This window comes from Rhodobacter sp. P2_H5 (genome assembly GCF_056403335.1).
Genome location: NZ_JBFUFS010000001.1, coordinates 233370 through 253447, shown reverse-complemented (window position 1 = coordinate 253447; position 20078 = coordinate 233370). Strand labels below are relative to the sequence as shown.

At 65.7% G+C, this 20078-nt stretch carries 13 protein-coding genes; 7 read left to right on the top strand and 6 right to left on the bottom strand.

Annotated elements, in window-relative coordinates; genetic code table 11:
* The first annotated feature begins 143 nt into the window (after positions 1-143).
* The 3 genes from AC1DVR_RS01195 (at position 144) to AC1DVR_RS01185 (ending at position 8785) form a co-directional block, all read left to right on the top strand.
* On the top strand, positions 144-5588 hold the full coding sequence (locus AC1DVR_RS01195) for an alpha-2-macroglobulin family protein (protein WP_477998690.1): 5445 nt from the start codon (positions 144-146) through the stop codon (positions 5586-5588).
* Complete coding sequence (gene pbpC / locus AC1DVR_RS01190) at positions 5585-7624, top strand: penicillin-binding protein 1C (protein WP_477998689.1); 2040 nt, start codon at positions 5585-5587, stop codon at positions 7622-7624. Before AC1DVR_RS01195 ends, pbpC begins: the two co-directional genes overlap by 4 nt.
* Before the next feature lie 66 nt (positions 7625-7690).
* Positions 7691-8785, top strand: a complete 1095-nt coding sequence (locus AC1DVR_RS01185) for an MFS transporter (RefSeq protein WP_477998688.1) — start codon at positions 7691-7693, stop codon at positions 8783-8785.
* On the opposite strand, the gene AC1DVR_RS01180 is transcribed toward AC1DVR_RS01185, so the two are convergent.
* From AC1DVR_RS01180 to clpB, 5 genes are all read right to left on the bottom strand, one after another.
* The gene (locus tag AC1DVR_RS01180) at positions 8782-9513 is read right to left on the bottom strand and encodes a metallophosphoesterase family protein (RefSeq protein WP_477998687.1); all 732 of its coding nucleotides are present in this window, start codon (positions 9511-9513) and stop codon (positions 8782-8784) included. The two genes, AC1DVR_RS01185 and AC1DVR_RS01180, sit on opposite strands and share 4 nt — an antisense overlap.
* 88 nt (positions 9514-9601) lie before the next feature.
* Positions 9602-10237, bottom strand: a complete 636-nt coding sequence (locus AC1DVR_RS01175; protein WP_477998686.1) for a sulfotransferase family protein — start codon at positions 10235-10237, stop codon at positions 9602-9604.
* Between the two features lie 134 nt (positions 10238-10371).
* Positions 10372-11979, bottom strand: coding sequence for a phosphoglycerate dehydrogenase (gene serA / locus AC1DVR_RS01170; protein WP_477998685.1), 1608 nt, complete (start codon positions 11977-11979; stop codon positions 10372-10374).
* A gap of 72 nt (positions 11980-12051) precedes the next feature.
* Entirely contained in the window at positions 12052-13197 is a 1146-nt protein-coding gene (locus AC1DVR_RS01165; protein WP_477998684.1) for a phosphoserine transaminase, read from the bottom strand.
* A gap of 200 nt (positions 13198-13397) precedes the next feature.
* Entirely contained in the window at positions 13398-16010 is a 2613-nt protein-coding gene (clpB, locus tag AC1DVR_RS01160) for an ATP-dependent chaperone ClpB (RefSeq protein ID WP_477998683.1), read from the bottom strand.
* Positions 16011-16177: 167 nt separating this feature from the next.
* On the opposite strand from clpB, the gene queG reads away from it, so the two are divergent.
* Positions 16178-17218, top strand: a complete 1041-nt coding sequence (queG, locus tag AC1DVR_RS01155; protein WP_477998682.1) for a tRNA epoxyqueuosine(34) reductase QueG — start codon at positions 16178-16180, stop codon at positions 17216-17218.
* Here the strand turns inward: queG and AC1DVR_RS01150 are convergent.
* A complete protein-coding gene (locus AC1DVR_RS01150; protein ID WP_477998681.1) occupies positions 17193-17612 on the bottom strand; it encodes a MarR family winged helix-turn-helix transcriptional regulator in 420 nt (139 codons plus the stop codon). The two genes, queG and AC1DVR_RS01150, sit on opposite strands and share 26 nt — an antisense overlap.
* Positions 17613-17730: 118 nt before the next feature.
* Here AC1DVR_RS01150 and AC1DVR_RS01145 point away from each other — a divergent pair, with 118 nt between their 5' ends.
* From AC1DVR_RS01145 to AC1DVR_RS01135, 3 genes are all read left to right on the top strand, one after another.
* Positions 17731-18159, top strand: a complete 429-nt coding sequence (locus AC1DVR_RS01145) for an organic hydroperoxide resistance protein (protein ID WP_477998680.1) — start codon at positions 17731-17733, stop codon at positions 18157-18159.
* A gap of 54 nt (positions 18160-18213) precedes the next feature.
* Positions 18214-18981: an SDR family NAD(P)-dependent oxidoreductase gene (locus AC1DVR_RS01140; RefSeq protein WP_477998679.1), complete on the top strand. Its 768-nt coding sequence runs from the start codon at positions 18214-18216 to the stop codon at positions 18979-18981.
* Between the two features lie 96 nt (positions 18982-19077).
* Complete coding sequence (locus tag AC1DVR_RS01135; RefSeq protein WP_477998678.1) at positions 19078-20076, top strand: dimethylarginine dimethylaminohydrolase family protein; 999 nt, start codon at positions 19078-19080, stop codon at positions 20074-20076.
* Positions 20077-20078: the final 2 nt, after the last annotated feature.

Sequence of the window (20078 nt, the reverse complement as noted above, 5' to 3'; positions counted from 1 at the left end):
TCCCGCCCTGCCGGGCGCACCGTCTTTCCGGCACATTGGCGCATCAAGATGAACACCTCCTTAACGCACGACAGGTTAGAATCCTTGCCGGAACCGGGCCCGGCATGCGATAAACCGACCCAGGTTTTGCGGAGGAATTTTTGATGCGTGGCTTTGCTTTGCGGTCCGTGGCGGCCGTTATTTTGGGTCTTCTGCTGTCGGATGCCGGGCTTGCGCGCGCCGATGATCTGGTGCCCGCGCGCCGGCTTGTGCTGTCGGAAAACACCGATCTGCCGGGGGGCGACCTGTCCTCGATTTTCGACACCACGCTGGAATCCTGCGAGACCGCCTGCCTGACCTCCAAGAAATGCGAGGCCGTGACCTTCAACACCAAGAATGGCTCCTGTTTCCTGAAAGCCGGGGCCGGGGCGCCCACCGCTTTTGACGGCGCCTATTCCGGCCAGGTCGTCAAGGCCGCCAAGGGGGTCGAGGCGCTGGCCCAGACCCGCCGGGCCGAGCTGACCTTCCTGCAGGACTGGGATGTCTCGACCGCGACCGATCTGGCCAAGGGCCTCGCCAACCTGCACATCACCAACGATTATACCGCCGAGGATCACCTCGCCTCTGCCAAGCAAGCCGAGGCCGATGGCGATTTTGATGCCGCCTACAAATACACCGGCGCCGCGCTCAACATCGAGGATAGTGCCGCCAACTGGCTGGAATATGCCCGGCTTCTGATGCTGGCCGCCGGCAATGACCAGGCCAATGCCAGCAGTTTGCGCGACAGCGCCTTCCGCGCCACGATCAACGCCTATCTGCGCGCCGATGCCAAGCCCTTGCAGCACTCGATCCTGGCCCAGATGGGCCAGGCGCTGGAAAGCATCGACCGTGGCCGCGACGCGGTGCAGGCCTACCGTCTGGCGCAAGCGCTGCAACCGCGCGACGACACCGCCAAGCTGCTGGAGGCCGCCGCCGGCAAATACGGCTTCCGCATCACCGACAACCAGATCCAGACCAGCACCGCCCGCCCGCAGGTCTGCGTGAATTTCTCGGACGATCTGGTGGCCTCGGGCGTCGATTATTCCAGCTTCGTCAAGCTGCCGGAAGCCGGGCTTTCGGTCTCGGTCGCGGGCTCGCGCCAGCTTTGTGTCGAGGGGATTTCCTTTGGCACTCGCTACACTTTCACCTTCCGCACCGGCCTGCCCTCCGCCACGGGTGAGACGCTGGCCAAGAATGTCGATGTCACCGCCTATATCCGCGACCGCAACCCCGGCGTGCGCTTCACCGGGCGCGGCTATGTGTTGCCGCGCACCGGCTCCGCCGCGATTCCGGTGGTGACGGTGAACACGACCAAGCTGGATCTTGAGGTCTGGAAAGTCACCGACCGCAACCTGTTGCGTATCCTGCAGAACGGCTATTTCGACTCGCCGATGTACGACTATCAGGAAAGCGATTTCGAAAGCCAGATGGGCTCCAAGCTCTGGAGCGGGACGGCGACCGTCGGCCAGGACGTCAACAAGGACGTGACCACCCGCCTGCCCCTCGATGAGGCGATCAAGGGCCAGCCCGCCGGGATCTATGCGCTGCGCGCCGCCGTGCCAGGGGTGGACCCCTATGCCGTGCCGGCCAGCTGGCAGTGGTTCGTCGTCTCGGACCTTGGGCTGACCTCGATGAGCGGGGTCGATGGGCTGAACGTCTTCGTCCGCGCTTTGGGCGATGCGTCCCCGAAAGCCGGGGTCGATCTGCAACTCCTCTCCGTCGCGAACGAGGTTCTGGCCACGGCCAAGACCGATGCCGAGGGTCATGCCCGCTTTGAACCCGGCCTGATCCGCGGCACCGACAGCGCCGCCCCGGCCATGCTGGTCGCCCGCGATGGCGAGGTCGACACCGCCTTCATGTCCCTGACCGATCCCGAATTTGACCTGTCAGATCGCGGGGTTGAGGGGCACGAGGCCGCGCCCCCCGTCGATGTGTTCCTTGATACCGACCGTGGCGCCTACCGCGCCGGGGAAACCGTCCACGCCACCGCCCTCGCCCGCGATGCCAAGCAGGAGGCCGTCACCGGCCTGCCCCTGACCGCCATCCTGATGCGCCCCGATGGTGTCGAATATGTCCGCGCCCTGGCCGATGATGTCGGCGCCGGCGGCCATGTCTTCGATTTCCCCATTGCAGGCTCCGCCCCGCGCGGCCAGTGGAGCATGGCGGTCTATTCCGATGTGGATGGCCCCGCCCTTGTCTCCAAGACCTTCCTCGTCGAGGATTTCCTGCCCGAACGGATCGACTTCAAACTCGACCCCGGCACCGCGCCGCTGCACCTCGGCGATGTGCCCAAGGTGGCCCTTGACGCCCGCTACCTCTTCGGCGCGCCGGGGGCTGATCTTGCGGTGGAAGGCGACGTGATCGTCAGCGCCGCCGATGGCCTCGCCGCCTGGCCCGGCTACAAGTTCGGCCGCTTCGACGCCGCCTTCGATGCGCGGCTCGCCTCCTTCTCCGACATCCGCACCGATGCGAAGGGCCATGCCGACATCGACGCCGCCCTGCCGGAGTTTGACGACCCGCTGATCCCGCTGCAGGTGAAATTCGTCCTGCGGGTTGCCGAAGGTTCGGGCCGCCCGGTCGAACGCAAGGTGACCAAGCCCCTGACCCCCTCCGCCGCGATGATCGGCGTGAAACCCCTGTTCGACGGCGTGGCGCCCGAAAATGCCGAGGCGCGCTTCAACCTGATCGGTGTCGATGCCGATGCCAGGGCCAGCGCGATGAAAGTCCATTGGGAGCTGACGCGGATCGAGACCAACTACCAATGGTATCAACAGGATGGCGGCTGGAACTGGGAGCCTGTCACCTCACGCCAGCGCATGTCTGAGGGCGATGCCGAGCTGAACGCCGCTGGTCCTACCGAGATTGCCGCCCCCGTCATCTGGGGTGAATATGAGCTGACCGTCGCGCGCAGCGATGGGCAGAAGGCCGTCACCTCGACCCGGTTCTACGCCGGCTGGTATGCGCCCGCCGATGTCTCCTCGACGCCTGACACGCTGCAACTCTCGCTCGACAAGCCGGAATACAAGACCGGCGACACCGCCATGCTGCGCCTCGTGCCGCGGGCGGCGGGCACCGCGCTGATCACGGTTCTGTCCAACGAGGTGATCTCGCATCAAGAGGTCGCCGTGAAAGAGGGTGAGAACCTGATCCCGGTTCCGGTCACCGATGCCTGGGGCACCGGCGCCTATGTCACCGCCGCCGTTCTGCGCCCGATGGATGTCTCCGCCGGGCGCAACCCGGCACGGGCCCTGGGCCTCGCCTATGCCAAGATCGACCCGGGCACCCGCGCGTTGAAAACCACCATCGAGACTGCGCCGGAGGCCGCCCCGCGTGGCCCCTTGAACATCGCGGTCAAGGTCGAAGGCACCCTGCCCGGCGATACGGCTTACGTCACCGTCGCCGCCGTCGATCAGGGCATCCTGAACCTGACCGGTTATCTGCCCCCCGATCCGCAGGACCATTACTTCGGCCAGCGCAAGCTGGGCGTCGGCATCCGCGACCTCTATGGCCGCCTGATCGACGGTCTGAACGGGGCCGAGGGCACCGTCCGCTCCGGCGGCGATGCCGGGGCCAACGCCCGCCTGCAAGCCCCCCCGCCCACCGAGGAGCTGGTGGCCAATTTCGCCGGCCCGATCACCGTCGATGCCGATGGCTACGCCCGCGTCTCCTTCGACCTTCCCGCCTTCAACGGCACCGTCAAGGTGATGGCCGTCGCCTGGAGCAAGCGCGGCGTGGGTCAGGCCAATGCCGATGTCCTCGTCCGCGATCCGGTCGTGGTGACTGCCTCGCTGCCGCGCTTCCTGCAACCCGGCGACCAGAGCCGCCTGCTCTTGGAAATCGTCCATGCCACCGGCCCCTCGGGCCATATGGGGCTTGCGGTCACAGCCTCGGGCCTGACGCTGGGCAAGGTGCCGGAAGGCGTCGATCTGGCCGACCTTGGCAAGGCGGTGGTCGAGATCCCGGTCAAGGCCGATGCCGTGGGATTGCAGACCATCGAAGTCACCCTGACCACGCCGGATGGCAAGGTCCTGACCAAAGACCTGAAACTCCCGGTGCAGATCAACGACCCCACGATCAGCCGGGTCAGCCGGCTTGACCTCGCCAAGGGCAAGAGCTTCACCTTCGATGAGGCGGCCTTCACCGGCCTGCTGCCCGGCTCGGCCAAGGCTGTCATGGCCGTCGGCCCGATCGCCCGCCTGAACGCCCCCGGTCTGCTGGCCACTCTGGACGCCTATCCCTATGGCTGCACCGAGCAGATCACCTCCAAAGCCCTGCCGCTCCTATACTTCGATCAGGTGGCCCAGGCGATGGACCTGCCCGGTGCCTTGAACATCAAGGGCCGGGTGGAACAGGCCATCTCCGCCGTCCTGACCAACCAGAGCGCCTCTGGCGCCTTCGGCCTCTGGCAACCGGGTGAGGGCGACATGTGGCTGGATGCCTATGTCACCGACTTCCTCTCCCGCGCCAAGGCGCAGGGCTATGCGGTGCCCGATCAGGCCTTCCGCACCGCGCTGGACAACCTGCGCAACCAGGTCAACTACTACGCCGACTTCGACAAGGGCGGCGAGCCTTTGGCCTATGCGCTGATGGTTCTGGCCCGTGAAGGCGCGGCGGCGGTCGGCGATCTGCGCTACTACGCCGATGTGAAGGGCGACGCTTTCGCCACCCCCACCGCCATGGCGCAACTGGGGGCGGCGCTTGCCAGCTACGGCGACCAGCCCCGCGCCGATGCGATGTTCGCCAAGGCGGTCAAGCTTCTGAACGGCCTGCCCACCAAGGAGGATCAGATCCTGCGCGCCGACTATGGCTCCTTGCGCCGCGATGCCGCCGCCGTCCTGACCCTCGCGGTCGAGGCCGGGTCGAAGTCGGTCGACCGCGAGGCTTTGACCAACCGCATCGCCACACAGGGCGCGCTTTCGACGCAAGAGGCCACCTGGTCGCTACTGGCCGCCAATGCTCTGATCGGCCAGCCCGACGCCAGCGGCATCACCCTGAACGGCGAGCCTGCCAAAGGCCCGCTCGTCAAGGTGCTGGACGCCAGCTACCACGACCCGGTTGTGGTCAAGAACGACGGCGCCGATACCACCCTGACCGTCACCACCTTCGGCGTGCCGACCGATCCGGTCACGGCCGGCGGCAATGGCTATGCGATCACCCGCAGCTATTACACGCTCGACGGTCAGCCCGCCGCCTTGGATGGCGCCAAGGTCGGCGACCGCATGGTCGCCGTCTTGGAGGTGACACCCTATGGCCGTGGCGAGGCGCGGCTGATGGTCAACGACGCCCTCCCCGCCGGGTTCGAGATCGACAACCCCAACCTGATCACCGGCGGCTCGGTCTCCAACCTCGATTTCCTCGACCTTGCCACGGACGTTGCCCATTCGGAGTTCCGTCAGGACCGCTTCCTGACCGCCATCGACCGGACGGACAATTCCAGCTTCCGCCTCGCCTATATCCTGCGCGCCGTTAGCCCGGGCACCTACCACCAGCCCGCCGCCTCGGTCGAAGACATGTACCGGCCCGACCTGAACGCCCATACGGACGCAGGCACGGTCACCGTTACCAAGTGATGAAGGCGCGTTGGTTCATCACCGCAGCGGCGGGCCTCTGGCTCGCCGCCTTTGCGCGCGATGGGCTGGACGCCTGGATCGACGCCACCGACCTGCCGCCCCTGACCCTCGCCACCAGTCAGGAGGTGCTCGACCGCAACGGCACCCTCCTGCGCGCCTATACCGTGGCCGATGGCCGCTGGCGGCTGGCGACCGACCCCGCCGCGGTGGACCCCTTCTTCCTCAGCCTGCTGCTGGATTACGAGGACAAGCGGTTTTACTCCCACCACGGCATCGACCCCCAAGCCCTGCTGCGCGCCGTGGCGCAGGCGGTCTGGCGCGGCCATATCGTCTCGGGCGGCTCGACGCTGACCATGCAGGTCGCCCGCCTGCTGGAGGAGTCCGGCACCGGCCATATCGAGGGCAAGCTGCGCCAGATGCGGGTGGCGCTCGCCCTGGAACGCCGCCTGACCAAAGCGCAGATCCTTGGCCTTTACCTCCACCTCGCCCCCTATGGCGGCAATGTCGAAGGCATGCGCGCTGCAGCCATCGCCTATTTCGGCAAGGAACCCAAACGCCTGACCCCGGCCGAGGCCGCCCTTCTGGTCGCCATCCCGCAAAGCCCGGAAACCCGCCGCCCCGACCGCAGCGCCGTGGTCAAAGCCGCCCGCGACCGCGTTCTGGCCCGGGCCCGCGCCGACGGGTTGATCGACGCCGAACAGGCCAAAGCTGCCGCCAGCGAGCCGGTGCCCAGTGCCCGCCGCCCCTTCCCCGCCTTGGCCCCGCATCTGTCAGACCGCGTTCTGGCCGAGGACAAGACCCAAACCCGCCACCAGACCACGCTCGACAAGGGCCTGCAGATGGCGCTGGAACGGCTCGCCGCCGATACCGTCCTCAGCCGCGGTGACCGGATTCAGGTCGCCATCGTCGTGGCCGATCACCAGACCGGAGAGATCCTCGCCTCGGTCGGTTCCGCCGCCTATACCGGCGGCGAAAGGCTGGGCTTCGTCGACATGACGACCGCGCTCCGCTCGCCGGGGTCCACCCTGAAACCCCTGATCTACGGCCTTGGCTTTGACGAGGGCCTGATCCATCCCGAAACCACGATCGACGACAAACCCAGCGATTTCAACGGCTACCGCCCGCAGAACTTCGACCGCCAGTTCCGCGGCACCATCCGCGTGCGCGAGGCTTTGCAGCTGTCGCTCAACATCCCCGCCGTGGCGCTGACCGATGCCTTGGGGCCGGCAAAGCTCTTGCAAGCGATGGACCGCGCGGGCATGAAATCCGCCCTGCCGACCGGCCAGCCCGGTCTGGCCATCGCCCTGGGCGGCATCGGTGTGACGCTGGAGGATATGGTCCAGCTTTACGCCGCCATCGCGCGTGGCGGTGTGGTGCGGCCCTTGACCCACAGCTACGGCAAGGACAACCCCGAAGGCCCCCGCGTCCTGACCCGCGTCTCGGCTTGGGAGGTGGCGGATATCCTCGCCGGCCTCGCCCCGCCCCCGGGGGCGCCGTCGAACCGGCTGGCCTACAAGACCGGCACCTCCTACGGCCACCGCGACGCATGGGCCATCGGCTTTGACGGGAAGAACGTCATCGGCGTCTGGATGGGCCGCGCCGATGGCACGCCGGTGCCGGGGGCCTTTGGTGCCGACCTTGCGGCGCCGGTGCTGTTCCAGGCCTTCGCCCGGCTGAAACCCACGCTCGACCCGCAACCCGCCCCGCCGCCCGATACCTTGATGCTGGCCAATGCCCAGCTGCCGCAACCGCTGCGCCAGTTCCGCAGCAGGCAAGCCGCTTTCGCCCCGGAACCCGACGCGCCGCAGCTGACCTTCCCGCCCGACGGGTCAGAGGTCGAGCTCCTCCCCGAGGGATTGATGGTGCGCGTTTCCGGCGGCACCGCGCCTTTCACCTGGCTCGCCAACGGCGCCCCGGTGATCAGCGGCGAGGCGGACCCCTCGCTGATGCTGCCCGATCTGGGGCGTGGATTTGTCACTCTTTTGGTCATTGACGCCGAAGGCCGCTCGGCCCGCGCCCGGGTGCGGCTGCGCTGACGCCGCGCGATTGACCTTCACCAGCCGCCCCGCTACCCGTGCAGGGAATCGTTGATCGGGAATGCCATGGCCGTTTCGCCCAAGTCCGCCCTCCTGCTGTCGGGCCTCGCCTCGGTTGTCGTGCTCGGCTCCGGCATGGGGATCCTCGGACCCGCCCTGCCGGTCTACGAGCGGGATTTTGCGCTGAGCACGGCGCAATCCGGGCTGCTGATCTCCACCCTCTGGGGCGGCTGTCTGTTGTCGGCGCTGGGGATGTATTTCAAGGGGGCCGAGGTCACGCCGCGCCCGGGCCTCGCGCTTCTGGTGCTGGGTTCGGTGCTGCTGGCGGTGGCGCCGCTCTGGCCGGTGGCCTTGGCCGGGGCGCTGGTCTTCGGCATGGGCTACGGCATCCTCGCCGCGCTGTTCAACGCGCGGATCCTCACGGCCTATGGTGCGCAGGGCGCCTCGCGGCTCGGGATGCTGAACGCGGCCTTCTCGCTGGGCGCGATCCTCGCCCCCTTCGGCTTTGCGCTGGCCGGCGGCGATCTGCGCCCGGCCTTCTGGACCATGGCAGCCTGTGCCGCGCTGGCCTGGGTGCTGTCCGGCAAGATCGGGCTGACCGGCGTGTCCGGCGGCACGCTGGCCCGGGGTTTTCGCCTGCATCTGCCGATCCTCGGCTTTGCGCTGATCGCCATCGGGATCGAGGCGAGCCTCGCCGGCCTTGGCCCCACCGCCCTGATCCGTGCCGGCATCGGCGAAGAGCGGGCCGCCGCCTTGTTGTCGCTGTTCTTTATCGCAGCCCTGGCCGCAAGGATCGCACTGATCGGCGTGGCACAGCGGGTGCCGGATTTCGCGATCTTCCTTTTTGCGCTGATCTGGGCCACGGTCTGCGCGCTCGGGGCGGCGCTGCTCAGCCCGGCGCTGTTCTTTCCGCCGCTCGGCGTGGCGGCGGGCCTGTTCTTTCAGGGCGAATATGTCACGGCGACCCGCAAGATGGGCAATGACCCGCGCGTTTCGCCGATCATCATCGCGGTCGGGCTGGTGGGGGCGATCTTCTCGCCGCTGTTCTATGCCCGGCTGATGGATGGCTTCGGCAGCCACGGCTTCTTCTGGCTGGTGGCCGGGGTCGCGGGGCTGGCTTCGGCGGCCGGCCTCGCCTCCTACCGGGCGATGATGCGCTAGACCGCCACCATCGGCACCCGGCCTTCATCGGTCAGAAGCCAGACCTTGCGCCCCTCGATCACCGCGGCCGAAACCGGGCCGCCATAGGCCGCACTGCTGTCCATGTTCAGGCGGTTGACGTAAAGCGTCGCATGGTCCAGCGCGGTATGGCCATGCACGATCAGCGCGCCGTGGTCGGTGGTATCTTCCAGAAAGCCCTTGCGGATCCACACAAGGTCATCCTCGGCCTGTTCAGCCAGGGGAATGCCGGGGCGGATGCCGGCATGGACGAAGATCGACTGATCAAAGACATAGCTGGTGGGCAGCGCCTCCAGAAAGCGGTGGTCCGCCATGGACACGGCGGCAATCGCATCGGCATGAACCTTGGCCACCGGCCGGTCCGCCGCATTGGCCACCCCATAAGAGGCCAGCGTCGCCGCCCCGCCGAGCTTGGGGTGCAGCCAGCTCAGTTCGATCCGCAAACCGTTGTCATGCCATTTCGGATCGTTGAGGAACTGGGTGAACAGCCGGTCATGGTTGCCCTTCAGCACCACCCAATCGCGGCCCTCGGCGATCCCCGCCATCAGATATTCCACCACGCCCCGGCTGTCGGGGCCGCGGTCCACCAGATCGCCCAGATGGACCACGGTGGCGGTGCCATGGCGCGCCATGTCCTCCGCGATGCGCCGATGGGCGACCTTCAAGAGGTCAAGATGGCCGTGAATGTCGCCGATGGCATAGATGTGCATGGTCTTCTCCGATCCGCGCGTTTTGGATAGGGGAAGCCCAAAGGAGGGGCAAGGCACCGTCGGTCACTTCTGCGCCGCCCGGATGCAATCAGGCCGGTTCGCCGCCAAGGTTTGCCCAGAAATCCACCTTCTGGTTGCGGTTCGGAAAGGGCTGATCCGGCACCGGCACGCCCAGAAAGGCGCAGAGCGGGCCCCAGCCCTCGGCCACGTCAAAGACCAGCAGGCGTTCGGCCGGGATCGCCGCGCGCACGTCGGCGGCGCGCTTGTGATAGGCCTCCAGGGCCCGGTCCTTGTCCATCCACTGGCCGTGAAAGGTCTTGTCGCAGATGATCGGCTGCATCGCATCCATCATGGCGCGGATATGCGGCGGCATCGGCAGGGTCGGGTAGATCCGGATCAGCTTGCCGATGGTCGTGGAGAAGCTTTGCCACCATTTGTCGTCGGGCCGCTGGCTGTGGATCACCTTGGCCTGCGGATAGGCCGCCGCCAGCTCGCGCCAGACATGGCAGCCCGGCCAATCGACCTGCGAATTGTAGCCGGCGAAAACCGCGTCCCAATCCACCGGCCTGCCCGAAGCGATATCCTGCCAGAAGGCGACCTGCGGCGGGTTGTGGAAGATCTCTTCCATGTGGTGGGTCGGACCGAAGCCCAGAATTTCCAGAGCGTTTTTCAGAGAAAGCGTCCCCGTCCGGCCAAAGCCGGAGCCTATGACCTGCAATGCCATCATTCCCTCCCGAATGTGCTGTGCGATCGTTTCATGCCGCAGGGCGAGGGTGCGGCGATCCGTGGATTCTGGCAAGAAAATAACAAGGCCCGCAGGGCAAGCCTGCGGGCCTTGGAAACCGGATGGCAAAGGGCTCAGGCGCCGACGAATTCCAGCGCCTTGACCTGGCTGAACATGCCGGTCGATTCCAGCGTATCCAGCACCTTCTGGTCGATGCGCTCGTCCAGATAGAGGATCGCGATCGCATCCTGCCCCACGCCCGAACGGCCGAGGGTGAAGTTCGCGATGTTCACGTTGTTCTTGCCCATGGTCATGCCGAGCAGACCGATGATGCCGGGCACGTCCTCGTTGGTGGTGTACAGCATGTGCTGCCCGATCTCGGCGTCGATGTTGATGCCCTTGATCTGGATGAAGCGCGGCTTGCCATCGGCAAAGCAGGTGCCCGCCACCGAACGCTCGCGCTTGTCGGTGACCATGGTAACCTTGATATAGGCATCAAACACGCCGGTCTTGTCCTGCCGCGTGGTGGAGATCTGGATGCCCTTGTCCTTGGCCACGATGGGGGCAGAGACGAGGTTCACATCCGGGTTCTGCGCCTTCAGGACACCCGCGATCACCGACTGGTTCAGCGCGGCAAGGTTCATGTCCGACACGCGGCCATCGTAAAGGATGTTGATGGCGCGGATCGGCTCCTCGGTCATCTGGCCGATGAAGGCGCCCAGATGGCCGGCCAGCTTGATCCAGGGCCCCATGACCACGGCCTGTTCGGCGGTGACATTGGGCATGTTGAGCGCATTCTGCACGGCACCGGTGAGCAGATAATCCGACATCTGCTCGGCCACCTGCAGCGCCACATTCTCCTGCGCTTCCGAGGTGGAGGCGCCAAGGTGCGGGGTGCAGACCACGTTCGGCATGCCGAACAAGGGGTTGGACGTGGCGGGTTCAACCTCGAACACATCGAGTGCCGCCCCGGCGACATGACCCGAGGTTAGCGCCTCGGCCAAAGCCGCCTCGTCCACCAGGCCGCCGCGGGCGCAGTTGATGATCCGCACGCCGGGCTTGGTCTTGGCCAGAGCCTCGCGGCTCAGGATGTTCTTGGTCTTGTCGGTCAAAGGCACGTGCAGGGTGATGAAATCGGCCCGCGCCAGCAGTTCGTCAAGTTCGACCTTGGTCACGCCGAGGGTCTTGGCGCGTTCCTCCGACAGGAAGGGGTCATAGGCCACGACCTTCATCTTCAGCCCGACCGCACGGTCGCAGACAATACCACCGATGTTGCCGGCCCCGATCACGCCGAGGGTCTTGTTGAAAAGCTCGACCCCCATGAAGCGGGTCTTCTCCCACTTGCCGGCCTGGGTGGAGGCATTGGCCTCCGGAATCTGGCGGGCGACGGCGAACATCATCGCAATGGCATGTTCGGCGGTGGTGATCGAGTTGCCGAACGGCGTGTTCATCACGATCACGCCCTTCTTGGAGGCGGCGGGGATGTCGACATTGTCGACACCAATCCCGGCGCGGCCAATCACCTTGAGGCGGGTGGCCTTCTCCAACAGCTTTTCGGTGGCCTTGGTGGCAGACCGGATGGCCAGACCATCATACTGGTCGATGATGGCGGCGAGCGCGTCCTTGTCCTTGCCGAGTTTCGGCATGTAATCCACATCGACGCCCCGGTCGCGGAAGATCTGGACGGCGGTTTCGGAGAGTTCGTCGGAAACGAGAACGCGGGGTTTATTCTGGGGGGCCATGACGGGCTCCTATGAATGGGGGGGTGAGGAAGATGGGCACATTGCCCATCCTACCAACTGCTGTACGGCGCTTTACTGGGCCGCGATCTCGGCCTGGAAGGCATAGGCGATCCAGGGCATCAGGGCTTTGACATCGGCGGTTTCCACCGTCGAACCGCACCAGACCCTGAGGCCGGGAGGCGCATCGCGGTAAGCGCCCATGTCCAGACCGGCACCGGCCTTTTCGATCCGCTTGGCGACGGCCTTGGCGAAAGCCTCGCCATCCTTGATCCGCGGATCGGTGAACTTCAGGCAAACGCTGGTGGTCGAGGCGATCTCCGCCGTCTCTGCCAGGTTGGCGATCCAGTCATTGGCAGCGCAGAAGTCCCAGATCACCTGGGCATTGGCCTTGGCCCGCGCCACCAGCCCTTGCAAGCCGCCCACCGACTTCGCCCATTTCAGCGAGACGAGGTAATCTTCCACCGCCAGCATCGAAGGCGTGTTGATCGTCTCGCCGAGGAAGATCCCTTCCGAAATCTTGCCCTTGGAGGTCATGCGGAAGATCTTCGGCAAGGGCCAGGCCGGGACATAGCTTTCCAGCCGTTCGACAGCCCGCGGCGAAAGGATCAGCATGCCATGCGCGCCCTCGCCGCCCAGCACTTTCTGCCAGGAGAAGGTCGTCACATCCAGCTTGTCCCAGGGCAGTTCCATCGCGAAAGCGGCAGAGGTCGCATCGCAGATCGTCAGGCCAGCCCGCGCAGCCGGGATCGCATCGCCATTGGGCAGGCGGCAGCCCGAGGTGGTGCCGTTCCAGGTGAAGACCACGTCCGAATCGAAATCCACCGTGGCGAAATCGACGATCTGCCCATAGGGCGCGACCTTGACTTTCGCGTTCAGTTTCAGCTGCTTGACCACATCGGTGACCCAGCCTTCGCCGAAAGACTCCCAGGCCAGCATCTCCACCGGGCGCGCACCCAGCAGCGACCACATGGCCATTTCCATCGCCCCGGTGTCCGAGGCCGGCACGATGCCGATCCGGTAATCCGCCGGCACGCCCAGAATCTCGCGGGTAAGGTCGATCGCCTCTTTCAGCTTGGCCTTGCCGATGGCAGCCCGGTGCGACCGACCGAGCGGTGCATCAGCCAACATGTCGAGGGAGAAGCCGGGGATCTTGGCGCAGGGGCCAGAAGAAAAGCGCGGGTTTGCCGGCAGCGCTGCCGGGGTCTGCAGATCAGACATGGTATCCTTCCAGATATAAGCCCCCCGTTGGGGAGGGGTGTCCCGCCGCCGGAATTACGGGCTGATCTGGTCGCGCGCAAGCGGAAAAGTCGGCCTCTTGCGGCACTTCGTCGTGAAAAACCGACATGGAATTCCACTATCGGAAACTCGGGGCACAAGAGGCTCCGAAACGAAAAGGGGGGCCGAAGCCCCCCTTTCCCTCAATGCACCACATGCGGATGCGGTCGCTGCCGGGCCGAGGGCATCACCCGGTCGCCGATCTGCAGACCCTCCAACCCGGCCGAGACGGTGACGGTCGTCCCGTCCAGAATCTCGCCCGCCAGCAGCATCTGCGCCAGCTGATCCTGCAGGTTGCGCTGGATCACCCGCTTCAAGGGGCGCGCCCCGTAGACCGGGTCATAGCCCTCATCCGCCAGCCATTGCCGCGCCGCCGCGTCGAGGTTCAGCACGATCTTGCGCCCGGCCAACCGCGCCTCCAGCTTCTTCAGCTGGATGTCGACGATGGCGCCCATGTCGGCCCGGGCCAGACGTTCGAAGATGATCGTCTCGTCCAGACGGTTCAGGAACTCGGGCCGGAAGTGGGCCCGCACCGCCTCCATCACCTCGGCCCTGGCTTGCGTCGGGTCGGCGCCTTCCGGCAGCTGGCTCAAGGAATAGGCCCCGAGGTTCGAGGTCAGGATGATCAGCGTCTGCTTGAAGTCCACCGTGCGGCCCTGACCATCGGTCAAGACCCCGTCGTCCAGCACCTGCAACAGCACGTTGAACACGTCCGGATGGGCCTTTTCGACCTCGTCGAACAGCACGACCTGATAGGGGCGACGCCGGACCGCTTCGGTCAGAACCCCGCCTTCATCATAGCCGACATAGCCGGGCGGCGCGCCGATCAGGCGACTGACGGCATGTTTCTCCATGAACTCGCTCATGTCGATCCGCACCATCGCGCTGTCATCGTCAAACAGATACTCGGCCAAAGCCTTGGTCAGCTCGGTCTTGCCCACACCCGTCGGCCCGAGGAAAAGGAAGCTGCCCAAAGGCCGCCCCTCGTCGTTCAGACCCGCCCGCGCCCGGCGCACGGCATTGGCAACGGCGGTCACCGCAGCCTTCTGCCCCACGACCCGCTCGCCCAGCTTTTCTTCCATGGCGAGCAGCTTTTCCTTCTCGCCCTCCAGCATGCGCGAGGTCGGAATACCGGTCCAGCGTTCCACCACTTCGGCGATCTGTTCCGGCCGTACGGCCTCAGACACCAAAGCCTCGCCCTCGCGGGCCTCGGCCTCGACCAGCGCCTTCTCAAGCCCCGGAATCCGCCCGTATTGCAGCTCGCCAGCCTTGGCGAAGTCGCCATCCCGCTTGGCGCTTTCCAGCTCGGCGCGGGCGCGGTCCAGCTGCTCCTTGATCTCACGCGCCTTTTCCAGGCTGTCACGCTCCGCCTGCCAGGTGGCCGTCATCGAGGCCGACTGTTCCTGCAGATCCGCCAGTTCCTTTTCCAGCCGCTCCAGCCGGTCTTTCGAGGCCGCGTCGTCTTCCTTCTTCAGGGCCTCCGCTTCGATCTGCAGCTGCAGGATCTGCCGATCCAGCGCATCGAGCTCCTCAGGCTTGGAATCCACCTCCATCCGCAGACGAGAGGCGGCTTCGTCCACCAGGTCGATCGCCTTGTCGGGCAGGAAACGGTCGGTGATATAGCGGTGGCTCAAAGTCGCCGCCGCCACCAGGGCCGAGTCCGAAATCCGCACGCCATGGTGCAGCTCGTACTTTTCCTTGATGCCGCGCAGGATCGAGATCGTGTCCTCCACCGTCGGTTCGGACACCATGACCGGCTGGAAGCGCCGGGCCAGGGCCGCGTCCTTCTCCACATACTTGCGGTATTCATCCAGCGTGGTGGCACCGACGCAATGGAGTTCGCCCCGTGCCAAAGCCGGCTTGATCAGGTTGGCCGCATCCATCGCGCCATCCGACTTGCCGGCACCGACCAGCGTGTGCATTTCGTCGATGAACAGGATGATTTCGCCTTCCGCCGAGGTGACCTCGCTCAGAACCGCCTTCAGCCGCTCTTCAAACTCACCGCGGTATTTCGACCCGGCAATCAGCGAGCCCATGTCGAGCGCCATCAGCTTCTTGTTGCGCAAGGACTCCGGCACGTCGCCGTTGACGATGCGCAGCGCCAGACCTTCGGCGATCGCGGTCTTACCCACGCCCGGCTCCCCGATCAACACCGGGTTGTTCTTGGTGCGGCGCGACAGAACCTGCATCGTGCGGCGAATTTCATCGTCGCGCCCGATGATCGGGTCGATCTTGCCCTCCGCCGCAGCCTCGGTCAGGTCGCGGGCGTATTTCTTCAACGCGTCATAGCCTTCCTCAGCGCTCGCCGAATCCGCCGTCCGCCCCTTCCTGATGTCATTGATCGCGGTGTTGAGGTTCTGCGCGGTCACGGCGCCGGCGTCCAAAGCCTCCTTGGCTTTCGACGCGACCATGCACAGCGCCATCAGGATGCGTTCCACCGGCACAAAGCTGTCGCCGGCCTTTTTCGCGACCTTCTCGGCCTCGTCCAGCACCCGCGCCAAAGCGGGATCCATGAAAGGCTGCGCATCGCCCGATACCTTGGGCAGCTTGGTCAGGGCCAGGGTCAGCGCCTCGGTCACCCGGTCCGGCTCGCCCCCGGCGCGGCGGATCAGGTTGGAGGACAGGCCCTGATCGTCATCCATCAAGGCCTTCAGCAGATGTTCGGGCGCCAGCCGCTGATGGCTTTCCCGCATCGCAATCGTCTGGGCCGCTTGCAGAAAGCCACGCGACCGTTCGGTAAATTTCTCAAGATTCATCATAATCTCCCTTGCAGCACCGCATCAGACGCCCTTCAAAGGCACGTCGCTTGCAGCCTGAGCCTCATGTGGGAAGCCACAGCCCCCGATGCAAGATTGCCACAGGCCCGCGGCGTGGATTTTGCCGCACTCCTCTGATACACCCGCCCCGCGACAGGGAGATTGACGTGGATCATGCGACACTGCGCCAGCAGGCCTTGGCTGAGGGCTTTTCCGCCCTCGGCATCTGCGCGCCCGACGCGATCCCGCAGGCCATCCCCCGCCTGCGCGCCTTCCTTGACGCCGGCCACCATGGCCAGATGGACTGGATGGCCGACCGCGAGGCATGGCGCGCCAACCCCGCCGCCCTCTGGCCCGAGGCGCATTCGGTCATCATGCTGGCTGAGGTCTATACGCCCGAGACCAACCCCCTCGAAGGCCTCACCCACCCGAGCCACGGTGTGATTTCGACCTATGCCCAGGGCAAGGACTACCACGACCTCGTCAAACGCCGCCTCAAACGCCTTGGCCGCTGGATGATGGATCAGTGTGCCAAGGCGGGGGAACCCTGCGAGATCAAGGTCTTCGTCGATACCGCCCCGGTTATGGAAAAGCCCCTCGCGCAAGCCGCCGGCCTCGGCTGGCAGGGCAAGCACACCAACCTTCTGTCCCGCGATCTCGGCAACTGGTTCTTCCTCGGTGCCATTTTCACCACTTTGGACCTGCCCAGAGACCAGCCCGAAACCTCGCATTGCGGCTCCTGCACCGCCTGCCTTGACGCCTGCCCGACCAAGGCCTTCCCGGCCCCCTACCAGCTCGACGCGCGGCGCTGCATTTCTTACCTGACGATCGAGCACAAAGGCCCCGTCGACCCCGACCTGCGCCCCCTGATGGGCAACCGGATCTATGGCTGCGACGATTGCCTTGCCGCCTGCCCGTGGAACAAATTCGCCGCAAGCGCCCGCGACCTTGGCTATCAGCCCAAAGTCGGCCTGCCCGAACTCGCCGACCTCGCCAGCCTCGACGATGCCGCCTTCCGCCAGCGTTTCGCAGGTTCCCCCATCAAGCGCATCGGCCGCGACCGGATGACGCGCAACGTGCTCTATGCCATCGGCAATTCCGCCGACCCGGCGCTGATCCCGATAGCCCGGCGCTTGACCGAGGACCCCGACCCCACCGTAGCCGAGGCCGCCACATGGGCGCTCACTCGCCTCGCAACCGGTCCCTGAGCCCGACGATCTGGTCGCGCAGCGCGGTCAGATCCTCCAAGGCCAGCCCGCAGGCGTCAAAGATGCAACCCGACAGGGCCGCGCTTTCGTCCTGCAAGGCGCGACCCTTGGCCGTCAGGCTGACCCGCACCTGCCGCTCATCCTCGGGCACACGGGCGCGGGTGACCAGTCCCTGCGCCTCCATCCGCTTCAACAGCGGCGTCAGCGTATTCGACTCCAGCTGCAAAGCCCGGCCCAGATCACCGACGCTGCGGCCATCCTCGTCCCACAAGACCATCAGCACCAGATATTGCGGATAGGTCAGGCCCAAGGGCGCCAGCAGCGGCTGGTAGACCTTCTGCATCGCATGGTTGGCCGAATAGAGAGAAAAGCAGATCATATTTTGCAGTTTCATCGCACACCTCTGCCCCTTAGATAAATCGCACACGATAGAATCGCAAGAGCCTTGACGCAGCCCCGCGACTCAGCTATTACATCGCTCACGATCAAATCGAACACGATTGGAGAATATGATGTCGATTGACCCGAAATATTGGACCGAAGCCACCGCAAACGGCGGTGGCCGCAATGGCCTGTCGAAACTGGCCAATGGCTCGCTGACCATGACCATGGCCTCGCCGAAGGAACTGGGCGGCTCCGGCCTCGGCCACAACCCCGAAGAGCTGTTCGCCATGGGCTATGCCGCCTGCTACCTGGGCGCGATGCGCTTTGCCGCCGCGTCCGAAAAGCTCGGCACCGTGCCGGATGAGGCCACCGTGACCGCCAAGGTCGGCATCGGCCCGCGTTCGGAAGGCGGCTTCGGCCTGTCGGTGAAGCTTGAGGTTTCCCTGCCCGGCGTCCCCGCCGATGTCGCCGCCAAGATGGTCGAGCGCGGCCATTTCATCTGCCCCTACTCGCACTTCTCGCGCGGCGAAGCGACGGTGGAAACCGCGCTGGTCTGAGACCTTGCTCCTGCGCCCCCCGGTGTTAGGCTCTGGCCGAAACCGGAGGGTGCCATGGTCGACCGTCTTATTGGTAAAGTAGCGATTGTCTCCGGCGGTGCCACAGGCTGTGGCGCCGCTGCCGTGCGTTTGTTCGCCGCCGAAGGTGCCGCCGTCGGCATCATCGACCGCAATGTTGCGGCGGGCGCGGCGCTGGCCCTTGAACTTGCCGCTGCCGGCCACCGGGTCACCTTCGCCGCCGCCGATGTCTCCAAGAAAGCCGAGGTCGATGCCGCCGTCGCCAGCATCGCCGCCGCCCTTGGCCCGGTCAACATCCTGTTCAATCACGCCGGGACCATCGTCATCAAACCCTTCCTGGAAACCGAGGAGGCGGACTGGGACTTCCTCTTCGACGTCAACGTGAAGTCCATGTACCTGATGACCCAGGCCGTCCTGCCGATGATGCTGGCGGCGGGCAAGGGCGCCATCGTCTGCACCTCCTCGATCTCCGCCGTCTACGCCACCCCGAACGAGGTGCTTTATGACGCGACCAAGGGCGCCTGCCACATGTTCGCCCGCGCCATCGCGGTGGAGTTCCGCGACAAGGGCATCCGCTGCAACGCGGTCTGCCCCGGCTTCATCGAGACTCCCCACGGCCTGCGCGAGGTGAAAGAGCTGACCGCCCTCGGCGTCGATGTCTCCGAAGCCGCCCTGAAGGCCGCCCAAGGCCGCTTCGGCCAGCCCGAGGACATCGCCCGCGCCGCCCTGTATCTGGCGTCGGATGACGCCGAGTTCGTCAACGGCACCCAGCTTTTCGTCGACAACGGCTTTTCGGCGGTGTGAAACCTTTAATCAAAGGTTAACAACACAGGCCATAGCCAAGCAAAAACAARCACTTACCAAAGATTGCACGCGTGCAATCCAACCCAAAGGCCCGCCATGAGCAACCCCCACTGGATCTATACCCAAACCGTCAAGACCTTCGCCGCCGGCGCCGAACCGCCCTTCGAGGACCCGTCGGAGCTGATGTCCTCCTGGGGCAAGGTCTGGGGCATCGACAACGACGTGGGCAAGATCCGCTCGATCCTGATGCACCGCCCCGGCCCGGAAATGAACGTGGTCGACCCCGCCAAGCGCCTGCCCGAGATCGGCTCCTACGGCGACCCCGCCGTGGGCTGGTACTTCCAATCCGACAGCCTCCCCGACCTCGTTCAGATGCAGCGCCAGCACGACGGCTTCGTGGCCGCGCTGGAGGCCGAGGGCGTCGAGGTCCATTACATGGAAGGCGAGGCCGGCAACCGCCTGAAACAGATCTACACCCGTGACCCGGTGATCATGGTCAAGGGCGGCGCCATCGTCTGCCGGATGGGCGCCCGGATCCGCCGCGGCGAGGAACTCGCCGTCACCCGCACCCTCGCCAAGATCGGCATCCCGATCCTGCGGACGATCTCGGGCCGCGGCATCATGGAAGGCGGCAGCTTCGCCTGGCTGAACGACAAGACTTGCGCCATCGGCGTCGGCGTGCGGGTCAACCGCGAGGGCGCCGAACAGGTGGGCGAGGTGCTGAAGCGGCAGGGCGTCGACCTCCTGATCGTCGAGCTGACCGGCTATGACATCCACCTCGACGTGTCCTTCCTGATGATCGACAAGGATCTCGCGATCCTGAACCCGATGGGCCTGCCCTATTCCTTCCTCGAAGACCTCACCGCCCGCGGCATCCGCTATATCGAGACCGACCCCGGCGACGACCCCTGGATCGTGAACTCCCTCGCCATCGCGCCCGGCAAGGTCCTGATGCCCGAAGGCGCCACCAACCGCACGCTCGATCGGCTGGCGGCGGCCGGCGTGACCTGGACCACGCTGCCCTATGCCGCCAACCACAAGAACGGCGGCGGGCTGCATTGCTCGACCACGCCCCTGCGCCGCGACAGCCTCTGACC